This is a genomic window from bacterium, from assembly GCA_036524115.1.
GTDB lineage: Bacteria > JAUVQV01 > JAUVQV01 > JAUVQV01 > DATDCY01 > DATDCY01.
The window spans coordinates 1-16,221 of record DATDCY010000152.1; the positions used below are offsets into that span (position 1 = coordinate 1).

The window sequence follows — 16,221 nt, forward strand, 5'->3', positions numbered from 1 at the left end:
GGCCGCCTCGCGCGCGGCGCCGCGCGGCCTGCACACGGACGGCGAGGTCGATGAGTGGATCGCCCGGCAACGCGCCGCGGGGACCCTGGACGTTCAGGTCGTCCCGCTCGACGCGCTCCAGGACTGGGGCACGGAGCCGGGGAGCGGCAACCTCGTGCACCGGACCGGGCGCTTCTTCAGCGTCCTCGGCCTGGACGTCCAGCAGCGGACCGGCCTCAGGGAGATCCCCTGGGACCAGCCGATCATCGAGCAACCCGAGGTCGGCATCCTCGGCGTCCTGGCCAAGCGGATCGGCGGCGTCCTGCACTTCTGCCTGCAGGCGAAGGAGGAGCCCGGGAACATCGGCGCGGTGCAGCTCTCGCCGACGGTCCAGGCGACGTTCAGCAATTACACGCGTGCCCACCGGGGGGCGGAGCCGCCATTCCTCGCGCTCTTCACCGCGCCGGCGCCCGAGTCGGTGGTCTTCGCCCGCCTGCAGACCGAGGACGGCAGCAGGTTCCTGCACAAGTCGAACCGGAACATGGTCGTGCTCGTCGGGGACGAGGTCCCCGACGAGGTGCCCGGCCCCTTCCTCTGGCTCACGCTGCGCCAGATCGCGCAGCTGCTGCGCCGGGACAACCTGGTCAACGCCTGCGCCCGCAGCGTGCTGTCCGCTCTCGCGCTCCCGCTGTCGCTTCCCGGAGGGCGCGGCCCGGCAGCCGGGCCGGGCGCCGGGGGTGCGGACATCCGGGAGACCCTCCAGTGGCTCGACGATATCCGCGCCGGCGTCCACCTCAGGGTCAAGCGCATCGGCCTCAACGAGCTGGACGAGTGGGAGCGCGACGTGAAGGGCTATTTCTCGCACCATGAGGGCCGCTACTTCCGGCTGGTCGGTCTGAGGGTCAGCTCCGAGCACCGGGAGGTGCGGCGCTGGGACCAGCCGATCATCGAGAACGCGGCGCGCGGCATCATCGGCCTGCTGGTCCGGCACGGGGCCGGGGGGCTCGAGTGCCTGCTGCAGGCGCGGCCCGAGCCGGGGAACCGCCCCGCCGTGCAGGTCGGCCCGACGGTGCAGTTCACACCGGGGAACTACTGCGCCAATCCGAAGCTGCCGCGCCCGTTCCTGCTCGAGGAGTTCTCGCAACCCGGCCGCTTCCCGCTGCTCCTCGAGACGCTGCAGGCCGAGGAGGGGGCGCGGTTCTTCCGGGAGTGCCACACCCACCGCGTGCTCATGCTGCCCCCCGGCACGGAGCTCGAGCCGCCGCGGGGCTACCGCTGGGTCCCCGAGGCGCACCTGCGCTTCCTGCTGCATCTGGGAGAGCAGGTGAACTCCTGCGCGAGGAGCATCGTCGGATGCCTGCTCTGACGCCGGCGGAGCCCCCGGCCGGCGCGCCCGCGGTGCCCTACTGGGACGTGCGCCCGTTCGCCGCCGCGCGCCGCGACGAGCTGCTCGCCGCCGTCGGGCGGGTCCTGGATTCGGGCCGCCTCGTCCTCGCGGACGAAGTGCGCCGGTTCGAGGAGGACTTCGCGCGCCTCTGCGGCGTGCGCTGGGGGGTCGGCGTCAACTCCGGGACCGACGCGCTCTTCCTCGCGCTCAAGGCGCTCGACATCGGGGCCGACGACGAGGTCCTGACCGTCGCCAACACCGCGGTGCCGACCGTCGCCGCGATCCGCGCGACAGGGGCCACGCCGGTCTTCGTGGACGTCGAGGAAGAGACCTTTCTCATGGACCCGCGCCTGCTGCGGGAGCGGCTCTCGCCGCGCTCGCGGTGCATCGTCCCGGTCCACCTCGCCGGGCAGGCGGCGGACGTGCCGGCCCTCCGGGAAGCCGCGGCCGGCCGGGACATCCGCATCGTGGAGGACTGCGCCCAGGCCTGCGGGGCGACCATCGGCGGACGGCGGGTGGGCAGCCTCGGCGACGCGGGGGCGTTCTCCTTCTACCCGACGAAGGTCCTCGGCGCCTTCGGCGACGCCGGGATGGTGGTCACTGCCGGCGAAGCCCTCGCGCAGCGGGTGCGGCGGCTGCGCTTCTACGGCATGGAGCGCGAGTACGCAGCGCTCGAGGAGGGCTACAACTCGCGGCTCGACGAGGTCCAGGCGGCGCTCCTGAGCGTCAGGCTCGCGCTCCTCGACGAGGCCGTGGCGGGGCGCCGCGCGATCGCCCGGCGGTACGACGAGGCCCTGGCCGGCCTCGGCGACCTCGCCCTGCCGGTGACCGGCGCGGGGCGCGACCACCAGTACTACCTCTACACGGTCCGCACGCCGCGCCGGGACGCCCTGCGCGAGCACCTGGCGACCCGGGGGATCGAGACGAAGATCAACTACCCGCACCCCGTGCACCTGATGCAGGCCTACGCGTTCCTCGGCTGGCGGCCGGGCGACCTGCCGGTCACCGAACGGCTGGCGGCGACCGTGCTCTCGCTCCCCATCTACCCGGAGATGCCGCCCGCGCACCAGTCGCTGGTCGTCGACGCGGTCCGCGACTTCTTCGGCGAGGCATGAACGCGCGCGAGTACCGCGCGATGTTCGAGGCCGAGGACCGCCACTGGTGGTACGTCGGCCTGCACGAACTGGTCGTCGCGATCGTCGGGCGCCTGGCCGCAGGCCGGCGCGAGCCGCTGCGCATCCTCGACGCCGGGTGCGGGACGGGACGGCTGATGCAGCTGCTCGGTCGTGCCGGCGCGGTCGAGGGCTTCGACGTCTCGCCGGAGGCCGTCGACTTCTGCCGCCGGCGGGGGCTCGAGCGCGTGCGGGTCGCGGACCTCAACGCGCCGGCGCTGCCGGAGTGCGCGTACGACGTGATCACCGTCATCGACGTGCTCTACCACCGCGGCGTGCGGGACGAGGCGGCCGCGCTCGGCTCGCTGCGGGCGGCGCTGGCGCCCGGCGGCGTGCTCATCAGGAACGACCCTGCATTCGAGGCGCTGCGCAGCGACCACGACCGCGCGGTCCACACGCGCGAGCGCTACCGGCCCCCGCGCGTGCGGCAGCTGCTGCTTGCCGCGGGACTGGAGCCTGAGATCGTCACCTACCGCGTCGCCGCCGCGGCCCCCGCCATCGCGCTCCACCGTCTCGCCCGGCGGTGGGGGCGTGCGGTCGCCGAGACCGACGTCCGCTCCGACGTGAAGCTCCCCGGCGCGGGGCTGAACCGGGCGCTCCTCGCCCTGCTGCGCGCGGAGAACCGGCTGATCGCGCGCACCGGCCTGCCCTTCGGGACATCCGTCTTCGCCGTGGCGCGGCGGCCGGCGGTGTCCGGCACATGAGCGCGGGCGCCTGGGCCCCGGCGGCAAGCGCCTGGCTGGCGCTCCCGCGGCCGGTCCCCCGGCGGTGGCTGGTCTTCGCGCTCCTCGCGCTGGCGCTGCTTGCGCGACAACCGCGGGACCTGCTCCACCCGCAGTTCAACGCCGAGGAGGGGAGCATCATCTTCCAGCAGGCCTACAATCAGGGGCCCTGGCGATCGCTCTTCGTCCCGGCGTCGGGCTACCTGCATCTGACGCTGCGCCTGGCGGGCGCGCTGGCCCTGCTCGTCCCCCTCGAGCTGGCCCCGCTGGTCTTCAAGGTGCTGGCCGTCGGGGTCCAGATGGTCCCGGTGGCGTACCTCCTGGCGGACGGCGTCCCGGGCTTCGCCGTCGCTCCCGCCTTCCGCGTGGCCGGCGCGGCGGCGGTGCTGGCCGGGCCGAACTCGCAGGAGGTCTATCTCAACCTCAACAACTCCCAGTGGTTCCTGACGCTCGCGGGCTGCCTCATCCTGCTCGCGGGACCGCGCCCCGGAAAGTGGCGCCGGGCCCTGGACACCGGGGTGATCCTGCTCTTCGCGACGACGGGGCCGTTTGTCATCGCCTGCGCGCCGCTCGCGCTGTGGTCCCTGTGGCGCTGCCGTGCCCGCGGAGTCCGCACCTGGACCCCGCTCATCGCACTCGCCGGCGCCGCCGTCCAGCTGGCGCTGCTGGCCACAGGTCCGCGCGCGACGAGCGCGACCGCCGGCTTCGGGATCCCCACCGTCGCCGAGATCGTCCGGATCCTCGGGCTGGACGGCGCCGCCAACGCGTTCTTCGGCCTCAATTTCGTCGCGGCGCGCCATTCCGGGTTCCCTGCCGGCGCCGTGCTCGCCGCAGCGGCCGCCGTGCCGGCACTGGGGCTCGCGGCCGTCGCGCTCCGCAACCTCGCGCTGCTCGTCCTGCTCGGGCTGGCCACCGTCGCCGCCGCCGTCCCGTTTCTCTTCCCGCTCAACGACCCGCGCCACTGGCTGAGCCCGGCGTTCGGCCCGCGGTACTTCTTCTTCACCATGCTCTTCGTCGTCTGCACGCTGCTGGCCATGGCGGAGCGCGGCGGCACCTGGCGCGCCCTCGCGGTCCCCGGCCTCGCGGCCGTGCTCCTGCTCGGCGTGCGCGGGGACTACCGCATACCTCCCGCCATGGACACCCACTGGCACGATCAGGTCGCCGCGTTCCGCTCGCTGCCGCCGGGAACGGACTTCTTCATCCCCGTCTATCCGCAGGTGTCGGCGTGGGGGATGACGCTGCGGCGCACGTCGCAGCCGGCCGCCGCCGACCCGCTCGCCGGCCACAAGGCTTCCGGGGCGCCGCTGCGGGCTGCCGTGGAGTTCGTCGGCACGACGCTCCCCCCCGACAGCACGTCTCCCGACCAGAAGGTCATCGTCCGGGGCTACGCCGCGGATGCGGGCAGCCGCAGCGCCGCCGGCGTGTTCCTGAACATCGACGGCCGTCTCTTTCCCGCGGTGACCGGGATGACGCCCGAGGCGACCCAGGCCGACCCTTCCCTCGCCGGCGCCGGTTTCGCCCGCTACGTGCCCAGGGACGCCCTGGGGGCGGGGGCGCACGAACTCCAGGTGCTCGCCCTGGATCACGCCGGCACGTCGCTGCTCGCGCCGGGGCCGACGCGGCGCTTCACGCTGCCCTAGCGACGATGCGGATCGTCTTCGTCGAGCCCGTCCTGCGCTTCTCCGTCCCGCTCGGGGTCACGGGGGTCGCGGCCATGCTCCGCCGCGGCGGGCACGAGGTCGGCCTCGTCCTGGCGGAGCGTGCGCCCGAGCGCACCGTCGCGCGGGTCGCGGCCCTCCGCCCGGACGCGGTCGCCTTCAGCGTGCTCTCCGGCGGCCACCACTGGCACTACGCGATCGCCCGGGCGCTCAAGGAGCGGCTCGGCGTGCCGACACTCTGGGGGGGGCCCCACCCGACGTTCTTCCCCGAGATGATCGAGTTGCCGTGGGTCGACGCGGCGTGCGTCGGCGAGGGCGAGCAGGCGGCGCTGCTCTTCGCGGACGCGTTCGACCGCGAGGGGGGACTGCCGGCGGCGGTCCCCAACTTCCTCATCAAGCGCGATGGGCGTGTGTGCGCCAGCGCTCCCCTCCCGCGCAACCGCAACCTCGACGCCCTGCCGTTCCCGGCGCGCGAGCTGTATTTCGACCGGTTCCCGGTTCTCCGGGAGCACGGGGTCAAGCACTTCATGGCGCACCGCGGCTGCCCGTACCGCTGCACCTATTGCTTCAACGACGCCTACAACGCCCTGTACCGCGAGCAGGCCGGCGACCGCGCGATCTACCGCTCGCGCAGCCCCGAGTCGATCGTCGAGGAAGTGCTCGCCGTGGGCCGCCAGGTCCCGCTGCGCATGGTCGCCTTCGTCGACGATTGCTTCACCCTGCAGAAGCGCTGGACCCTGGCGTTCGCGGAAGTCTACGCGCGCCGGTGCCGCCTCCCGTTCAGCTGCCACGTCCGCTTCGACAACATCGACGAGGAGACCGTCGCCGCCCTGCGGGGCGCGGGGCTGCACCTGGCGTACGCGGGCGTAGAGTCCGGTGACGAGTTCATCCGCAACCGCGTGATGCGGCGGGGGATGACCGAGGAGCGGATGCGCGCGGGCGGCGCCCTGCTCCACCGGCACGGGGTCAGGCTGATCACCGAGAACGTGCTCGGCGCGCCGGGCGAGACGTACGCGACCGCGCGCAGCACGCTGCGGGTGAATGTCGCGATCCGGCCCGCCCTCGCCAACGCCTCGATCTTCACGCCCTACCCGCGCCTGCCGCTGACGAAATACGCGATCGACACGGGGTGCTACGACGGGTCCGTGGACGCGCTCGACGGCACCTACTACCACGCCAGCGCGCTGCGCTTCGCGAGCGGGCGCGACGCGCACCGGATCGTCAACCTGCGGCACTTCTTCAGCGTGCTCGCGCGCCACCCGCGGCTGCTCCCCCTGCTCGCGCCCCTGCTCGCGGCCAGGCCCAACGCGCTCTACCGCTGGATCGGCGACCTGGCCGACGGCTACTACCTGCGCCGGTGCCTTCCATACCGCATGACGCTGCGGGAGCTCCTGCGGACGCTGCGGCACTATCTCGCCTCCTACCGCCGCGACCCGGGGGAGGCCCGCCGGCCGCGCCCCGGGAGCTAAAGGCGTCCGGCCGCCGGACCCGTTGCCGCGGGCGGCCCGCGCTGCGACAATGGAGCGGTGGAAGCCCTGCGCGTGCTCGGCCGGGCGGTCACGAAGTTCCACCGTGACAACGGCCTCTTCCTCGCCTCGGGGATCGCCTTCCAGGTGATCCTGGCCCTGGTGCCGCTCGCGCTGCTCGTGCTCTCCTTCGCGGGGTCGTACCTCGTCTCCCACGAGCAGGCGATGGAGCAGTTCGCGCGCTACCTCGAGCAGGCAGCGCCGACCCTGGACGCGGCCCACCGCGCGAGCGTCATCGCGGTCGTCGAGGACCGCGGGACCATCGGCGTGGTCGGCACGGCGGGCCTGCTCTGGATCGCGACCACGGTCTTCGGCTGGCTCAGGACGGCCCTGAACGCGATCTTCGGGGTGCCGCGGCCCCACGGGACGCTGCGGGGGATGCTCCTCGACCTGGCGATGATCGTGCTCTCCGGCGCGGTGTTCCTGGCGAGCGCCGTCCTCGCCGGCTTCATCGAGTATCTGCGCCGCGCGCCCGCCCTCCTGCCCGCCGTCCGGGCGCGGCTCACGGGGGCCTCGCTCTCGTACGTGGCCCCCTTCGCCGCGATCCTGCTGATCTGCTTCCTGATCTACTACCTCGTCCCGAACCGCCGCGGCTCGGCGCGGGCCGCCCTCGTGGGCGCGCTCGTCACCGGCATCCTCTGGGAGGCCGCCAAGCACCTCTTCGCCTGGTACGTCGCTGCGTCCGGGAGCTACTCTCTGGTCTACGGCCCTCTGGGCGCCGCCGCGGTGCTCCTCGTCTGGATCTACTATTCGGCTGCGGTGCTCCTTCTCGGCGCCGAGGTCGCGTCGGTCCTGGAGGGTGCCGACCGCGTTCCGCGCAGCGGCACGGCGGGCGGCGCCCGCTGACTCGTCCGATCGCCCGCCGACCCGCGCAAGCCGGAAGCGGTTCGTGTATACTTGAGCAGTTACCATGGGCATAGTTCGTCGCGGGCAGGGGCGTGGGGCATGAAGCTGACCGCAAATGAAACTTTGCAGGCGATCCGCGTAACCTTCGGTAACGATCCTTCGAGAGGTTTCCGTCGCCGCCCCCGGCATGGGAACGGCGCTGGTCCACAACAAATTGATTCGATTATGAAATAGTCATGGCATCGATTGCCCCCGCCCTTCGCATGCATTTTGCTTTCGCCGTACCTTCATGAGCATCGGTCTGCAACAGACATTCACCGGACGCTTCGACTACCGTCCCGCTCTGCGATAGGAGGAGAACATGGAACTCGGCAAGGTGGACCGGGCGACCCTGGCGGCCTACTGGTCGGCGAACAAGCGGCTGACCACCATCACGCTGCTGATCTGGGCGCTCGTCTCGTTCGGGGCGGTCTTCTTCGTCGACGCGCTCGACACCGTCGTGATCTTCGGCTTCCCCCTGGGCTACTACATGGCGGCCCAGGGCTCGCTCATCGTCTTCGTGGCGCTGATCTTCAACTACGCCGCGATGATGAACCGGATCGACCGCAAGTACGGCCTCCAGGAAGAGGAGGAGTAGCATGGCCCGCCAGCGCAGCTCCTCCTTCATCGACAACCTGGGCCGGCTCTACGGGATGTACACGGGGGTCTTCGTCGGCTTCGTGATCATCCTCGGGATCGCGGAGACGATGGGGATGCCGAAGGCCTGGATCGGCTACCTCTTCCTCGGCGTCACCATCGCGGTCTACGCCGGGATCGGCGTCCTCTCGCGCACCTCGCGGATCTCGGAGTACTACGTCGCCGGCCGGGCGGTGCCCCCCGTCTTCAACGGCATGGCCACCGGCGCGGACTGGATGAGCGCGGCCTCGTTCATCGGGATGGCGGGGACGATCTACGGCCTCGGTTACGACGGGCTGGCCTACATCATGGGCTGGACCGGCGGCTACGTCCTGCTGGCGGTGTTCCTCGGGCCGTATCTGCGCAAGTTCGGGCAGTACACGATCCCCGACTTCCTCGGCGCCCGCTACGGCGGGCACGAGACCCGGCTGATCGGCATCGCGGCGGCGATCGCCGCCTCGTTCACCTACCTGGTCGCGCAAATCACCGGCGCCGGCATCATCATGGGCCGCTTCCTCGGCACCGAGTTCACGACCGGCGTCGTCATCGGGCTGCTCGGCATCCTCGTCTGCTCGCTGCTCGGCGGGATGAAGGCCGTCACGTGGACGCAGGTGGCGCAGTATCTGATCCTGATCATCGCGTACCTCGCCCCCGTCACCGTGATGAGCTACAAGCACACCGGCGTGCCCGTCTCCGAGATCATGTACGGGCAGGTGCTGCAGAAGATCGACGCGCGGGAGAAGGAGCTCTTCGCGAGCCCGGCGGAGCAGGCGGTCCGCGATGCGTACCGCGCAGAGGGCGGGGCCGCGGCGGAGAAGGCGCCGACGCCGAAGCCCTACCTGCAGCCGTTCGCGCGCCTCGACCGGCGGAACGTGCTGGCGCTGACCTTCTGCCTGATGGTCGGCACGGCCGGCCTGCCGCACATCCTGATGCGCTACTACACGGTGCCCTCGGTCAAGGACGCGCGCTCGTCGGTGGGCTGGTCGCTCTTCTTCATCTTCCTGCTCTACTTCACCGCGCCGGCCTATGCGGCGTTCGCGCGCTGGGAGGTGCTCAGCTCGGTCGTCGGGACGAAGATCGCCGAGCTGCCCGCGTGGATGACCCACTGGGCCAAGGTCGGCCTGGTCTCCTGGAGGGACGTGAACCTCGACGGCATCCTGCAGTTCGCCGAGCTGACGATCGGGCCCGACGCGATCGTGCTCGCGACGCCCGAGATCGCCGGCCTGCCGTACGTCATCTCCGGCCTGGTCGCGGCGGGCGGCCTGGCGGCGGCGCTCTCGACGGCCGACGGGCTGCTGCTGACCATCTCGAACGCGCTCTCGCACGACCTGTACTACAAGATGATCGACCCGGGCGCGTCGATCCTCAAGCGGCTGACGATCTCCCGCGTCCTGCTCGTGGTCTCCGCGGCGGTGGCGGCGTGGGTCGCGACCTTCAAGCTGACGATCATCGTCGAGCTCGTTGCGTGGGCCTTCTCGATCGCGGCCGCCTCGTTCTTCCCGGCGCTGGTGATGGGGGTCTGGGACAAGCGGGCGAACAAGGCCGGGGCCGTCGCGGGCATGCTCGCCGGCTTCGGGGCGACGCTCTTCTACATGGTCGGCAGCCGCTTCTTCGGGCTCGACTGGCTCGGGATCAAGACGGTCGCCTCGGGCGTCTTCGGCATCCCGCTCGGCTTTCTCACCATCTTCGTCATCTCGCGCCTGACCGCGCCGCCGAGCCAGGAGCTGCAGGAGTTCGTCGAGAGCGTCCGCTACCCGCGCGGCTCCGCCGGCGCCCGCGCGGAGTGAGAGAGACGGGGCGACGGCGGGGCTGGCGGCGCCCGGCGTCCCGGCGATGATCGTCGAGGAGATCGCCGAGTTCCTCGGGCAGGTCCCCGCCTTCCGCCTCCTGGGCCCGGACGAGCTGCGCGAGCTGGCCGGGCGCATCCAGGTTGAGTTCTCGCCCGCCGGCACCGCGCTCCTGACGGCGGGGGGCCCCCCCAGCGCCTTCCTGCGGATCGTCGCCTCCGGGGGCGTCAAGGTCAGCGTTGCCGCCGGCGAGGCCGGCGAGGTCGACATCGACTACCGCTCGAAGGGCGCGGCGATCGGCTACCTCTCGCTCTTCTCCGGCGAGCGCTCGCGGGTCAACGTCACCGCCGCCGAGGACACCGTCTGCTACCTGATCCCCTGGGAGCCGTTCCACGCCCTGTTGGAGCGGCGGCCGGACGTGCGCGAGTTCTTCACGAAGAGCTTCATCGCCACGTACCTCGACAAGGCCTTCGGCGACCTGCGGGCCTCCTGCCTCGGCCTGCGCAACGGGGAGCAGCTGCTCTTCTCGACGCCGGTGCGCGAGCTCGTGCGCCGCCGGCCGGTGAGCGCCCCCGTGGGGATCTCGATCCGCGAGGCCGCGCGGGTCATGGCGCGCCACCGCGTCAGCTCGCTGGTGCTGACGGGGCGCGGGGGAGAGCCGCTCGCCATCCTCACGGACCGCGATCTGCGCGAGCGCGTCGCCGCCGAAGGAAGGGACGCGGCGGCGCCGGTCGCCGGCATCATGACCCCCATCCGGCTCGCGGCGAAGCCCGACGACACCTGCTTCGACGCCCTGCTGACGATGCTCCGCAACAACGTGCACCACCTGCCGGTCCTCGAGGGGGGACGCTTCGTCGGCATGGTCACCAACCACGACCTGATGCTCCTCCAGGGGAACTCGCCGATCTCGCTCGTGCGCGAGATCGAGCACCAGCGGGACATCGACGGCCTCGCCGCCGCCGCGCGGCAGGTGGACTGCATGATCGAGCTGCTGCTGCGCGAGGGGGCGAAGGCGGGCAACGTCAGCCGCGTCATCACCGAGATCAACGACCGCCTCGTGCGCAAGGCGCTGCAGCTGGTGGAGCGCCCCCTGGGGCCGGCGCCGCTGCCGTGGTGCTGGATCGTCTTCGGCAGCGAGGGCAGGCGTGAGCAGACCTTCAAGACCGACCAGGACAACGGCATCATCTACGCGGACACCGAGGACCCGGAGCTGGAGGCGCGAGCACGCCGCTGGTTCGCCGCGTTCACGCCGGGGGCGCGCGACGCGCTCGCCCGCTGCGGCTTCCCGCCCTGCCCCGCCGGCTACACGGCGGCCACCCCCGAGTGGTGCCGGCCCCTGGGGGGCTGGAAGCACGTCTTCACGGAGTGGATCTCCACGCCGACGGCCGAGGCCGTGCTCCACTCGCTGATCTTCTTCGACTTCCGCCCGCTCGAGGACCCCGCGGGCCTCGCCGCGGAGCTGCGCGCGCACCTGACGGCCGCGATCGCGCGAACGCCGGCGTTCCTCGGCTTCCTTGCCGCCCAGATCGTGCGCAACCCCCCGCCGCTGGGTTTTCTGCAGCGGTTCGTCGTCGAGAAGGAAGGAGAACACAAGGACCGGCTGAACCTCAAGCTCAAGGCGATCGCCCCGATCGTGGACCTGGCGCGCCTGTTCGCGCTCGAGAAGGGCGTCCCCGAGACCGGGACGCTCGATCGACTGCGGGCGCTGCGGCGGACGCACACGATCGTCGGCAGCTACGGCGAGGAGCTCGAGCAGGCCTTCGAGTTCCTGATGTCGCTGCGCCTGCACCATCAGCTCGGCCAGGTCGCCGCCGGCCGGGAGCCGGACAATTTCGTCGACCCGGGGGACCTCAGCGCCCTGGAGCGCAAGACCGCGCGCGAGGCCTTCTCGCTCGTCTCGCGGCTGCAGAACCTCGTCATCGAGCGCTACCGGGCGTCGATCCTCTGACCTGCGGCGTGTGCCCCGCGATACGATAGGTAACACCGGCCAGCGCTTGATCCGGAATGCACAATCCGCCGACTGATCCGTCTCGCTAATTACACAATTTCATTAGGCAATTTTGGGTGGCCTCCAGCGCCCACCGCTGGCATGGCGCTTGCAACTTATCACGCCGCGGGACGTGGTGACTTTCGCGCGGAGAGCGCAACACGCGACGGGAGGGGGTGGGGCAGGGGCTAAAACAGATTTGCTGAGGGGCCTGGAGCAACCGCCAACAGGAACAAGGAGGGAGTAATGGCAAAGAAATCGGTGCACGAGATCCTCGCGGATCCCGATTTCAAGGAGCTCTACAGCAAGCGCATGACCTACGCCTGGACCCTGACGGTCCTGGAGCTGGTCCTGTTCTACGGCTTCGTCTACCTCGTCTCCTACAACAAGCCGTACCTGGCCACGAAGATGAGCGGGTCGGTGACCACCATCGGGATCCCGATCGCCGTCGGCACGATCTTCGTCTCCTGGATTCTCACGGGGATCTACGTCTACTGGGCGAACAACATCTATGACGGCCTTGTGAAGAAGGTCAAGGACAAGATCGGAGGATGACGATGCCGAAAAAGCTCGCATTCCAGATTCCCTTCGGAACGGCCGCCCTGCTCGCGGCGGTCCCGGCCGGCGCGCAGGCGCCGCAGGCCGCCCCCGCTTTCCAGACCACCATCGGCACGCTCAACCCCGTCGCCGTCTTCTTCTTCATCCTGTTCGCGCTCAGCACGCTCGGCATCACCTACTGGGCCGCCAAGCGCACCCGCACGACCAAGGAGTTCTACGCCGCCGGCCGCAGCGTCACGGCCATGCAGAACGGCCTGGCCCTCGCCGGCGACTACATGAGCGCCGCGTCCTTCCTCGGCATCGCCGGCATCGTGTCGACCAAGGGCTACGACGGCCTGATCTACTCGGTCGGCTGGCTCGTGGGCTGGCCGATCATCACGTTCCTGATCGCCGAGCCGCTGCGCAACCTCGGCAAGTACACCTTCTCCGACGTCGTCGCCTACCGGCTCACCGCACGGCCGATCCGCGCCGCCGCGGCCTTCGGCTCCCTCATCACCGTCATCTTCTACCTGATCGCGCAGATGGTCGGCGCCGGGACGCTCTTCAAGCTGATGTTCAACCTGCCCTTCGAGGCCGCGCTCGTGCTCGTCGCCGTGCTGATGATCGGCTACGTGCTCTTCGGCGGCATGATCGCGACCACCTGGGTCCAGATCATCAAGGCCTGCCTGCTGCTCGGCGGCGCCACGCTCCTGGTGATCATGGTCCTCTCGAATTTCGGCTTCAGCTACGGCTCGCTCTTCGGCAGGGCGGCGGAGCTGCAGGGCCAGAAGGTCCTCGAGCCGGGCGTCATGTACACCAACCCGCTGGACACCTTCTCGCTGGCGCTGGCCCTGATGTTCGGCACCGCCGGCCTCCCGCACATCCTCATGCGCTTCTACACCGTCCCCGACGCCAAGGCCGCCCGCAAGTCCGTGTTCTACGCGACGGGCTTCATCGGCTACTTCTACATCCTCACCGTGACCATCGGCTTCGGCGCCATGACGCTCATCCCGGGGAGCATCAAGACGATCACGGGCGTCGACGCCGGCGGCAACATGGCGGCCCCGCTGCTGGCCGAGGCCATGGGCGGCAGCATCTTCCTCGGCTTCCTCTCGGCCGTGGCCTTCGCAACGATCCTCGCCGTCGTCGCCGGCCTGACCCTCGCCGGCGCCTCCGCCCTCTCGCACGACCTCTACGTCGGCGTCATCCGCCACGGGGAGGCCAACGAGAAGGAGGAGGTCAAGGTGGCCAAGGCCGCGACGGTCGGCCTCGGCATCACCGCCATGCTTCTCGCCCTCGCCTTCAAGGGGCAGAACGTGGCCTTCATGGTCGGCCTCGCCTTCGCGGTGGCCTCCAGCGCGAACTTCCCGGCGCTGCTGCTCTCGGTCATCTGGAAGAACCTTTCGACAAAGGGCGCAACCTACAGCATCTACACCGGCGGCTTCCTCGCGCTGATCCTGATCGTCATGAGCCCGACCGTGTGGGTCGACATCGTCCACAAGACGGAGAAGGCCGCGGTCACCGCCGAGGTCAAGAAGATCGCCGACGGCGCCAAGGCCGAGATCACGGCGGCCCCGGAGCGCAAGGCCGAGATCGAGGCGAAGGCCGCCGCCGACACCAAGGCCGCGAACGCCAAGATGCCGCAGGCGATCATCCCCTACAAGAACCCCGGCATCTTCTCGATGGGCGCGGCGTTCCTCGTCGCCATCATCTTCTCGCTCCTCTTCCCCGAGGGCGGCGACGTGGACAAGAGGTTCGAGGAGGAGAAGATCAGGACCTACCTGGGGATCGGGGCCGAGTAGCCCCTCCTCCGGGAGATCGATCCGCTCACAAGGGGGGGCGGGGGAAGCGACCCTTCCCCCGCCCCCCGCGCCGCCCGCGCCGGGGCGGGAACACCCCCGGACCCGGCCGACGGCGGGACAATCCAACCTGAGAGGGGAGTGGCATGACCGAGGCGAACAAGATTTCCGTGCTGAGCGACGAGAAGCGGACCTTCCCGCCCTCCAAGGAGTTCTCGGCGGCGGCCCACATCAAGACCATGGCCGACTACCAGCGGATCTACGACCGCTCGGTCAAGGACCCCGAGGGCTTCTGGGGCGAGATGGCCGAGCAGCGGCTGACCTGGTTCAAGAAGTGGGACAAGGTCCTCGACTACGACTTCCACAAGCCCTACATCAAGTGGTTCCCGGGCGGGAAGCTCAACATGTCGGTCAACTGCCTCGACCGGCACTGCACGAACGCGACCCGCAACAAGGCCGCGATCATCTGGGAGGGGGACGACGGCAGCTACCGGACCTTCACCTACCAGCAGCTCTCCACCGAGGTCAACCGTTTCGCCAACGTGATGCGCAAGCACGGCGTCAAGCGCGGCGACGTCGTGACCATGTACCTGCAGATGATCCCCGAGCTGGCGATCGCCATCCTGGCCTGCACGCGCATCGGCGCGATCCACAGCGTCGTCTTCGGCGGCTTCTCCTCGCAGTCGCTGCGCGACCGCATCCAGGACTGCAAGTCCGCGTTCCTGGTCACCCAGGACAACGCCATGCGCGGCGGCAAGGTCCTCTCGCAGAAGGCGACCGCCGACGTGGCGGTCGAGGAGTGCCCGACGATCAAGAAGGTCTTCGTCGTCCACCGCGCCGGCGAGGGGGCCCCGATGTCCAACGGCCGCGACCTCTGGTGGCACGAGGAGATGAAGGCCGCGGACATCTCGAACGTCTGCGTGCCCGAGCAGATGGACGCCGAGGACCCGCTCTTCATCCTCTACACCTCCGGCTCCACGGGCAAGCCCAAGGGCGTGGTCCACACGACGGGCGGCTACGCGCTCTACACGAACCTGACCTTCTCCTGGATCTTCGACTACCACCCCGAGAACATCCACTTCTGCACCGCCGACATCGGCTGGGTCACCGGGCACAGCTACATCGTCTACGGGCCGCTCTCGAACGGGGCGACGAGCCTGATGTTCGAGGGGGTCCCGACCTACCCGAACGCCGGCCGCTTCTGGGAGATCGTCGAGAAGCACCGGGTGAACATCTTCTACACCGCGCCGACCGCGATCCGCGCGCTGATGCGCGAGGGCGAGAAGTTCGTCAACGCCCACGACCTCTCCTCGCTGCGCCTGCTCGGCACGGTCGGCGAGCCGATCAACCCCGAGGCCTGGATGTGGTACCACATCCATGTCGGCAAGGAGAAGCTGCCGATCGTCGACACCTGGTGGCAGACCGAGACCGGCGGCATCCTGATCACGCCGCTGCCCGGCGCGATGACCCTCAAGCCCGGCTCGGCGAACCGGCCGTTCCCGGGCGTCGTGCCGAAGGTCTACAAGGACGACGGCACGCCCGCCGGGAAGAACGAAGGCGGCAAGCTCGTCATCGAGAAGCCCTGGCCCGGCATGCTGCGCGGCACCTTCGGCGACGCCGAGAACAAGCGCATCAAGGAGGTCTACTTCTCGATGTACCCCGGCGTCTACTTCACCGGGGATGGCGCCCGGGTCGACGACGACGGCGACTACTGGCTCATGGGCCGGATCGACGACGTCATCAACATCTCCGGCCACCGGCTCGGGACGGCCGAGGTCGAGTCCGCTCTCGTCAGCCACGAAGCGGTCGCCGAGGCCGCGGTCGTCGGCTACCCCCACGACATCAAGGGCGAGGGGATCTACGCCTACGTCACGCTCAAGCAGGGGATCGAGCCCACCGACGTGCTGAAGAAGACCCTCGTCGGGCACGTGCGCACGGTCATCGGGCCGATCGCCACCCCGGACAAGCTCCACTTCGCCCCGGGCCTGCCGAAGACCCGCTCGGGCAAGATCATGCGCCGCATCCTGCGCCTGATCGCCCGCGGCGACGGCACCGCTTCGGCGTGCGCCGCTACATCCTCTGCCTCGGCTACAAGGGCGAGATGATCCGCGACTACTTCCTCAACTACCGCCTGCGCCAGTGCGAC

The 16,221-nt window shown here is 70.3% G+C and carries 12 protein-coding genes; all 12 read left to right on the forward strand.

Annotated elements, in window-relative coordinates:
- Positions 1-1,345: NDP-hexose 2,3-dehydratase family protein (locus tag VI078_07115; protein ID HEY5999059.1), on the forward strand; the 1,345-nt coding region annotated here is incomplete at its 5' end.
- Positions 1,333-2,481 carry a DegT/DnrJ/EryC1/StrS family aminotransferase gene (locus tag VI078_07120; protein ID HEY5999060.1) on the forward strand — a complete coding sequence of 383 codons (1,149 nt, stop codon included), beginning with the start codon at positions 1,333-1,335 and terminating at the stop codon, positions 2,479-2,481. The genes VI078_07115 and VI078_07120, both read left to right, overlap by 13 nt.
- A complete protein-coding gene (locus tag VI078_07125) occupies positions 2,478-3,242 on the forward strand; it encodes a class I SAM-dependent methyltransferase (protein HEY5999061.1) in 765 nt (254 codons plus the stop codon). The genes VI078_07120 and VI078_07125 overlap by 4 nt, the downstream gene beginning before the upstream one ends.
- Positions 3,239-4,900: a hypothetical protein gene (locus tag VI078_07130; GenBank protein HEY5999062.1), complete on the forward strand. Its 1,662-nt coding sequence runs from the start codon at positions 3,239-3,241 to the stop codon at positions 4,898-4,900. The genes VI078_07125 and VI078_07130 overlap by 4 nt, the downstream gene beginning before the upstream one ends.
- Before the next feature lie 5 nt (positions 4,901-4,905).
- Complete coding sequence (locus tag VI078_07135; GenBank protein ID HEY5999063.1) at positions 4,906-6,387, forward strand: radical SAM protein; 1,482 nt, start codon at positions 4,906-4,908, stop codon at positions 6,385-6,387.
- Between the two features lie 57 nt (positions 6,388-6,444).
- Positions 6,445-7,290, forward strand: coding sequence for a YihY/virulence factor BrkB family protein (locus VI078_07140; GenBank protein HEY5999064.1), 846 nt, complete (start codon positions 6,445-6,447; stop codon positions 7,288-7,290).
- A 361-nt stretch (positions 7,291-7,651) separates the two neighbouring features.
- Positions 7,652-7,927, forward strand: coding sequence for a DUF4212 domain-containing protein (locus VI078_07145; protein ID HEY5999065.1), 276 nt, complete (start codon positions 7,652-7,654; stop codon positions 7,925-7,927).
- A 1-nt stretch (position 7,928) separates the two neighbouring features.
- Complete coding sequence (locus VI078_07150; protein ID HEY5999066.1) at positions 7,929-9,752, forward strand: sodium:solute symporter family protein; 1,824 nt, start codon at positions 7,929-7,931, stop codon at positions 9,750-9,752.
- A gap of 46 nt (positions 9,753-9,798) precedes the next feature.
- Entirely contained in the window at positions 9,799-11,700 is a 1,902-nt protein-coding gene (locus VI078_07155) for a putative nucleotidyltransferase substrate binding domain-containing protein (protein ID HEY5999067.1), read from the forward strand.
- A 285-nt stretch (positions 11,701-11,985) separates the two neighbouring features.
- Entirely contained in the window at positions 11,986-12,294 is a 309-nt protein-coding gene (locus VI078_07160; GenBank protein ID HEY5999068.1) for a DUF485 domain-containing protein, read from the forward strand.
- A gap of 2 nt (positions 12,295-12,296) precedes the next feature.
- Positions 12,297-14,078, forward strand: coding sequence for a sodium/solute symporter (locus tag VI078_07165; protein HEY5999069.1), 1,782 nt, complete (start codon positions 12,297-12,299; stop codon positions 14,076-14,078).
- Positions 14,079-14,221: 143 nt separating this feature from the next.
- Positions 14,222-16,180, forward strand: a complete 1,959-nt coding sequence (acs, locus tag VI078_07170; protein ID HEY5999070.1) for an acetate--CoA ligase — start codon at positions 14,222-14,224, stop codon at positions 16,178-16,180.
- The last annotated feature ends 41 nt before the right edge of the window (positions 16,181-16,221 follow it).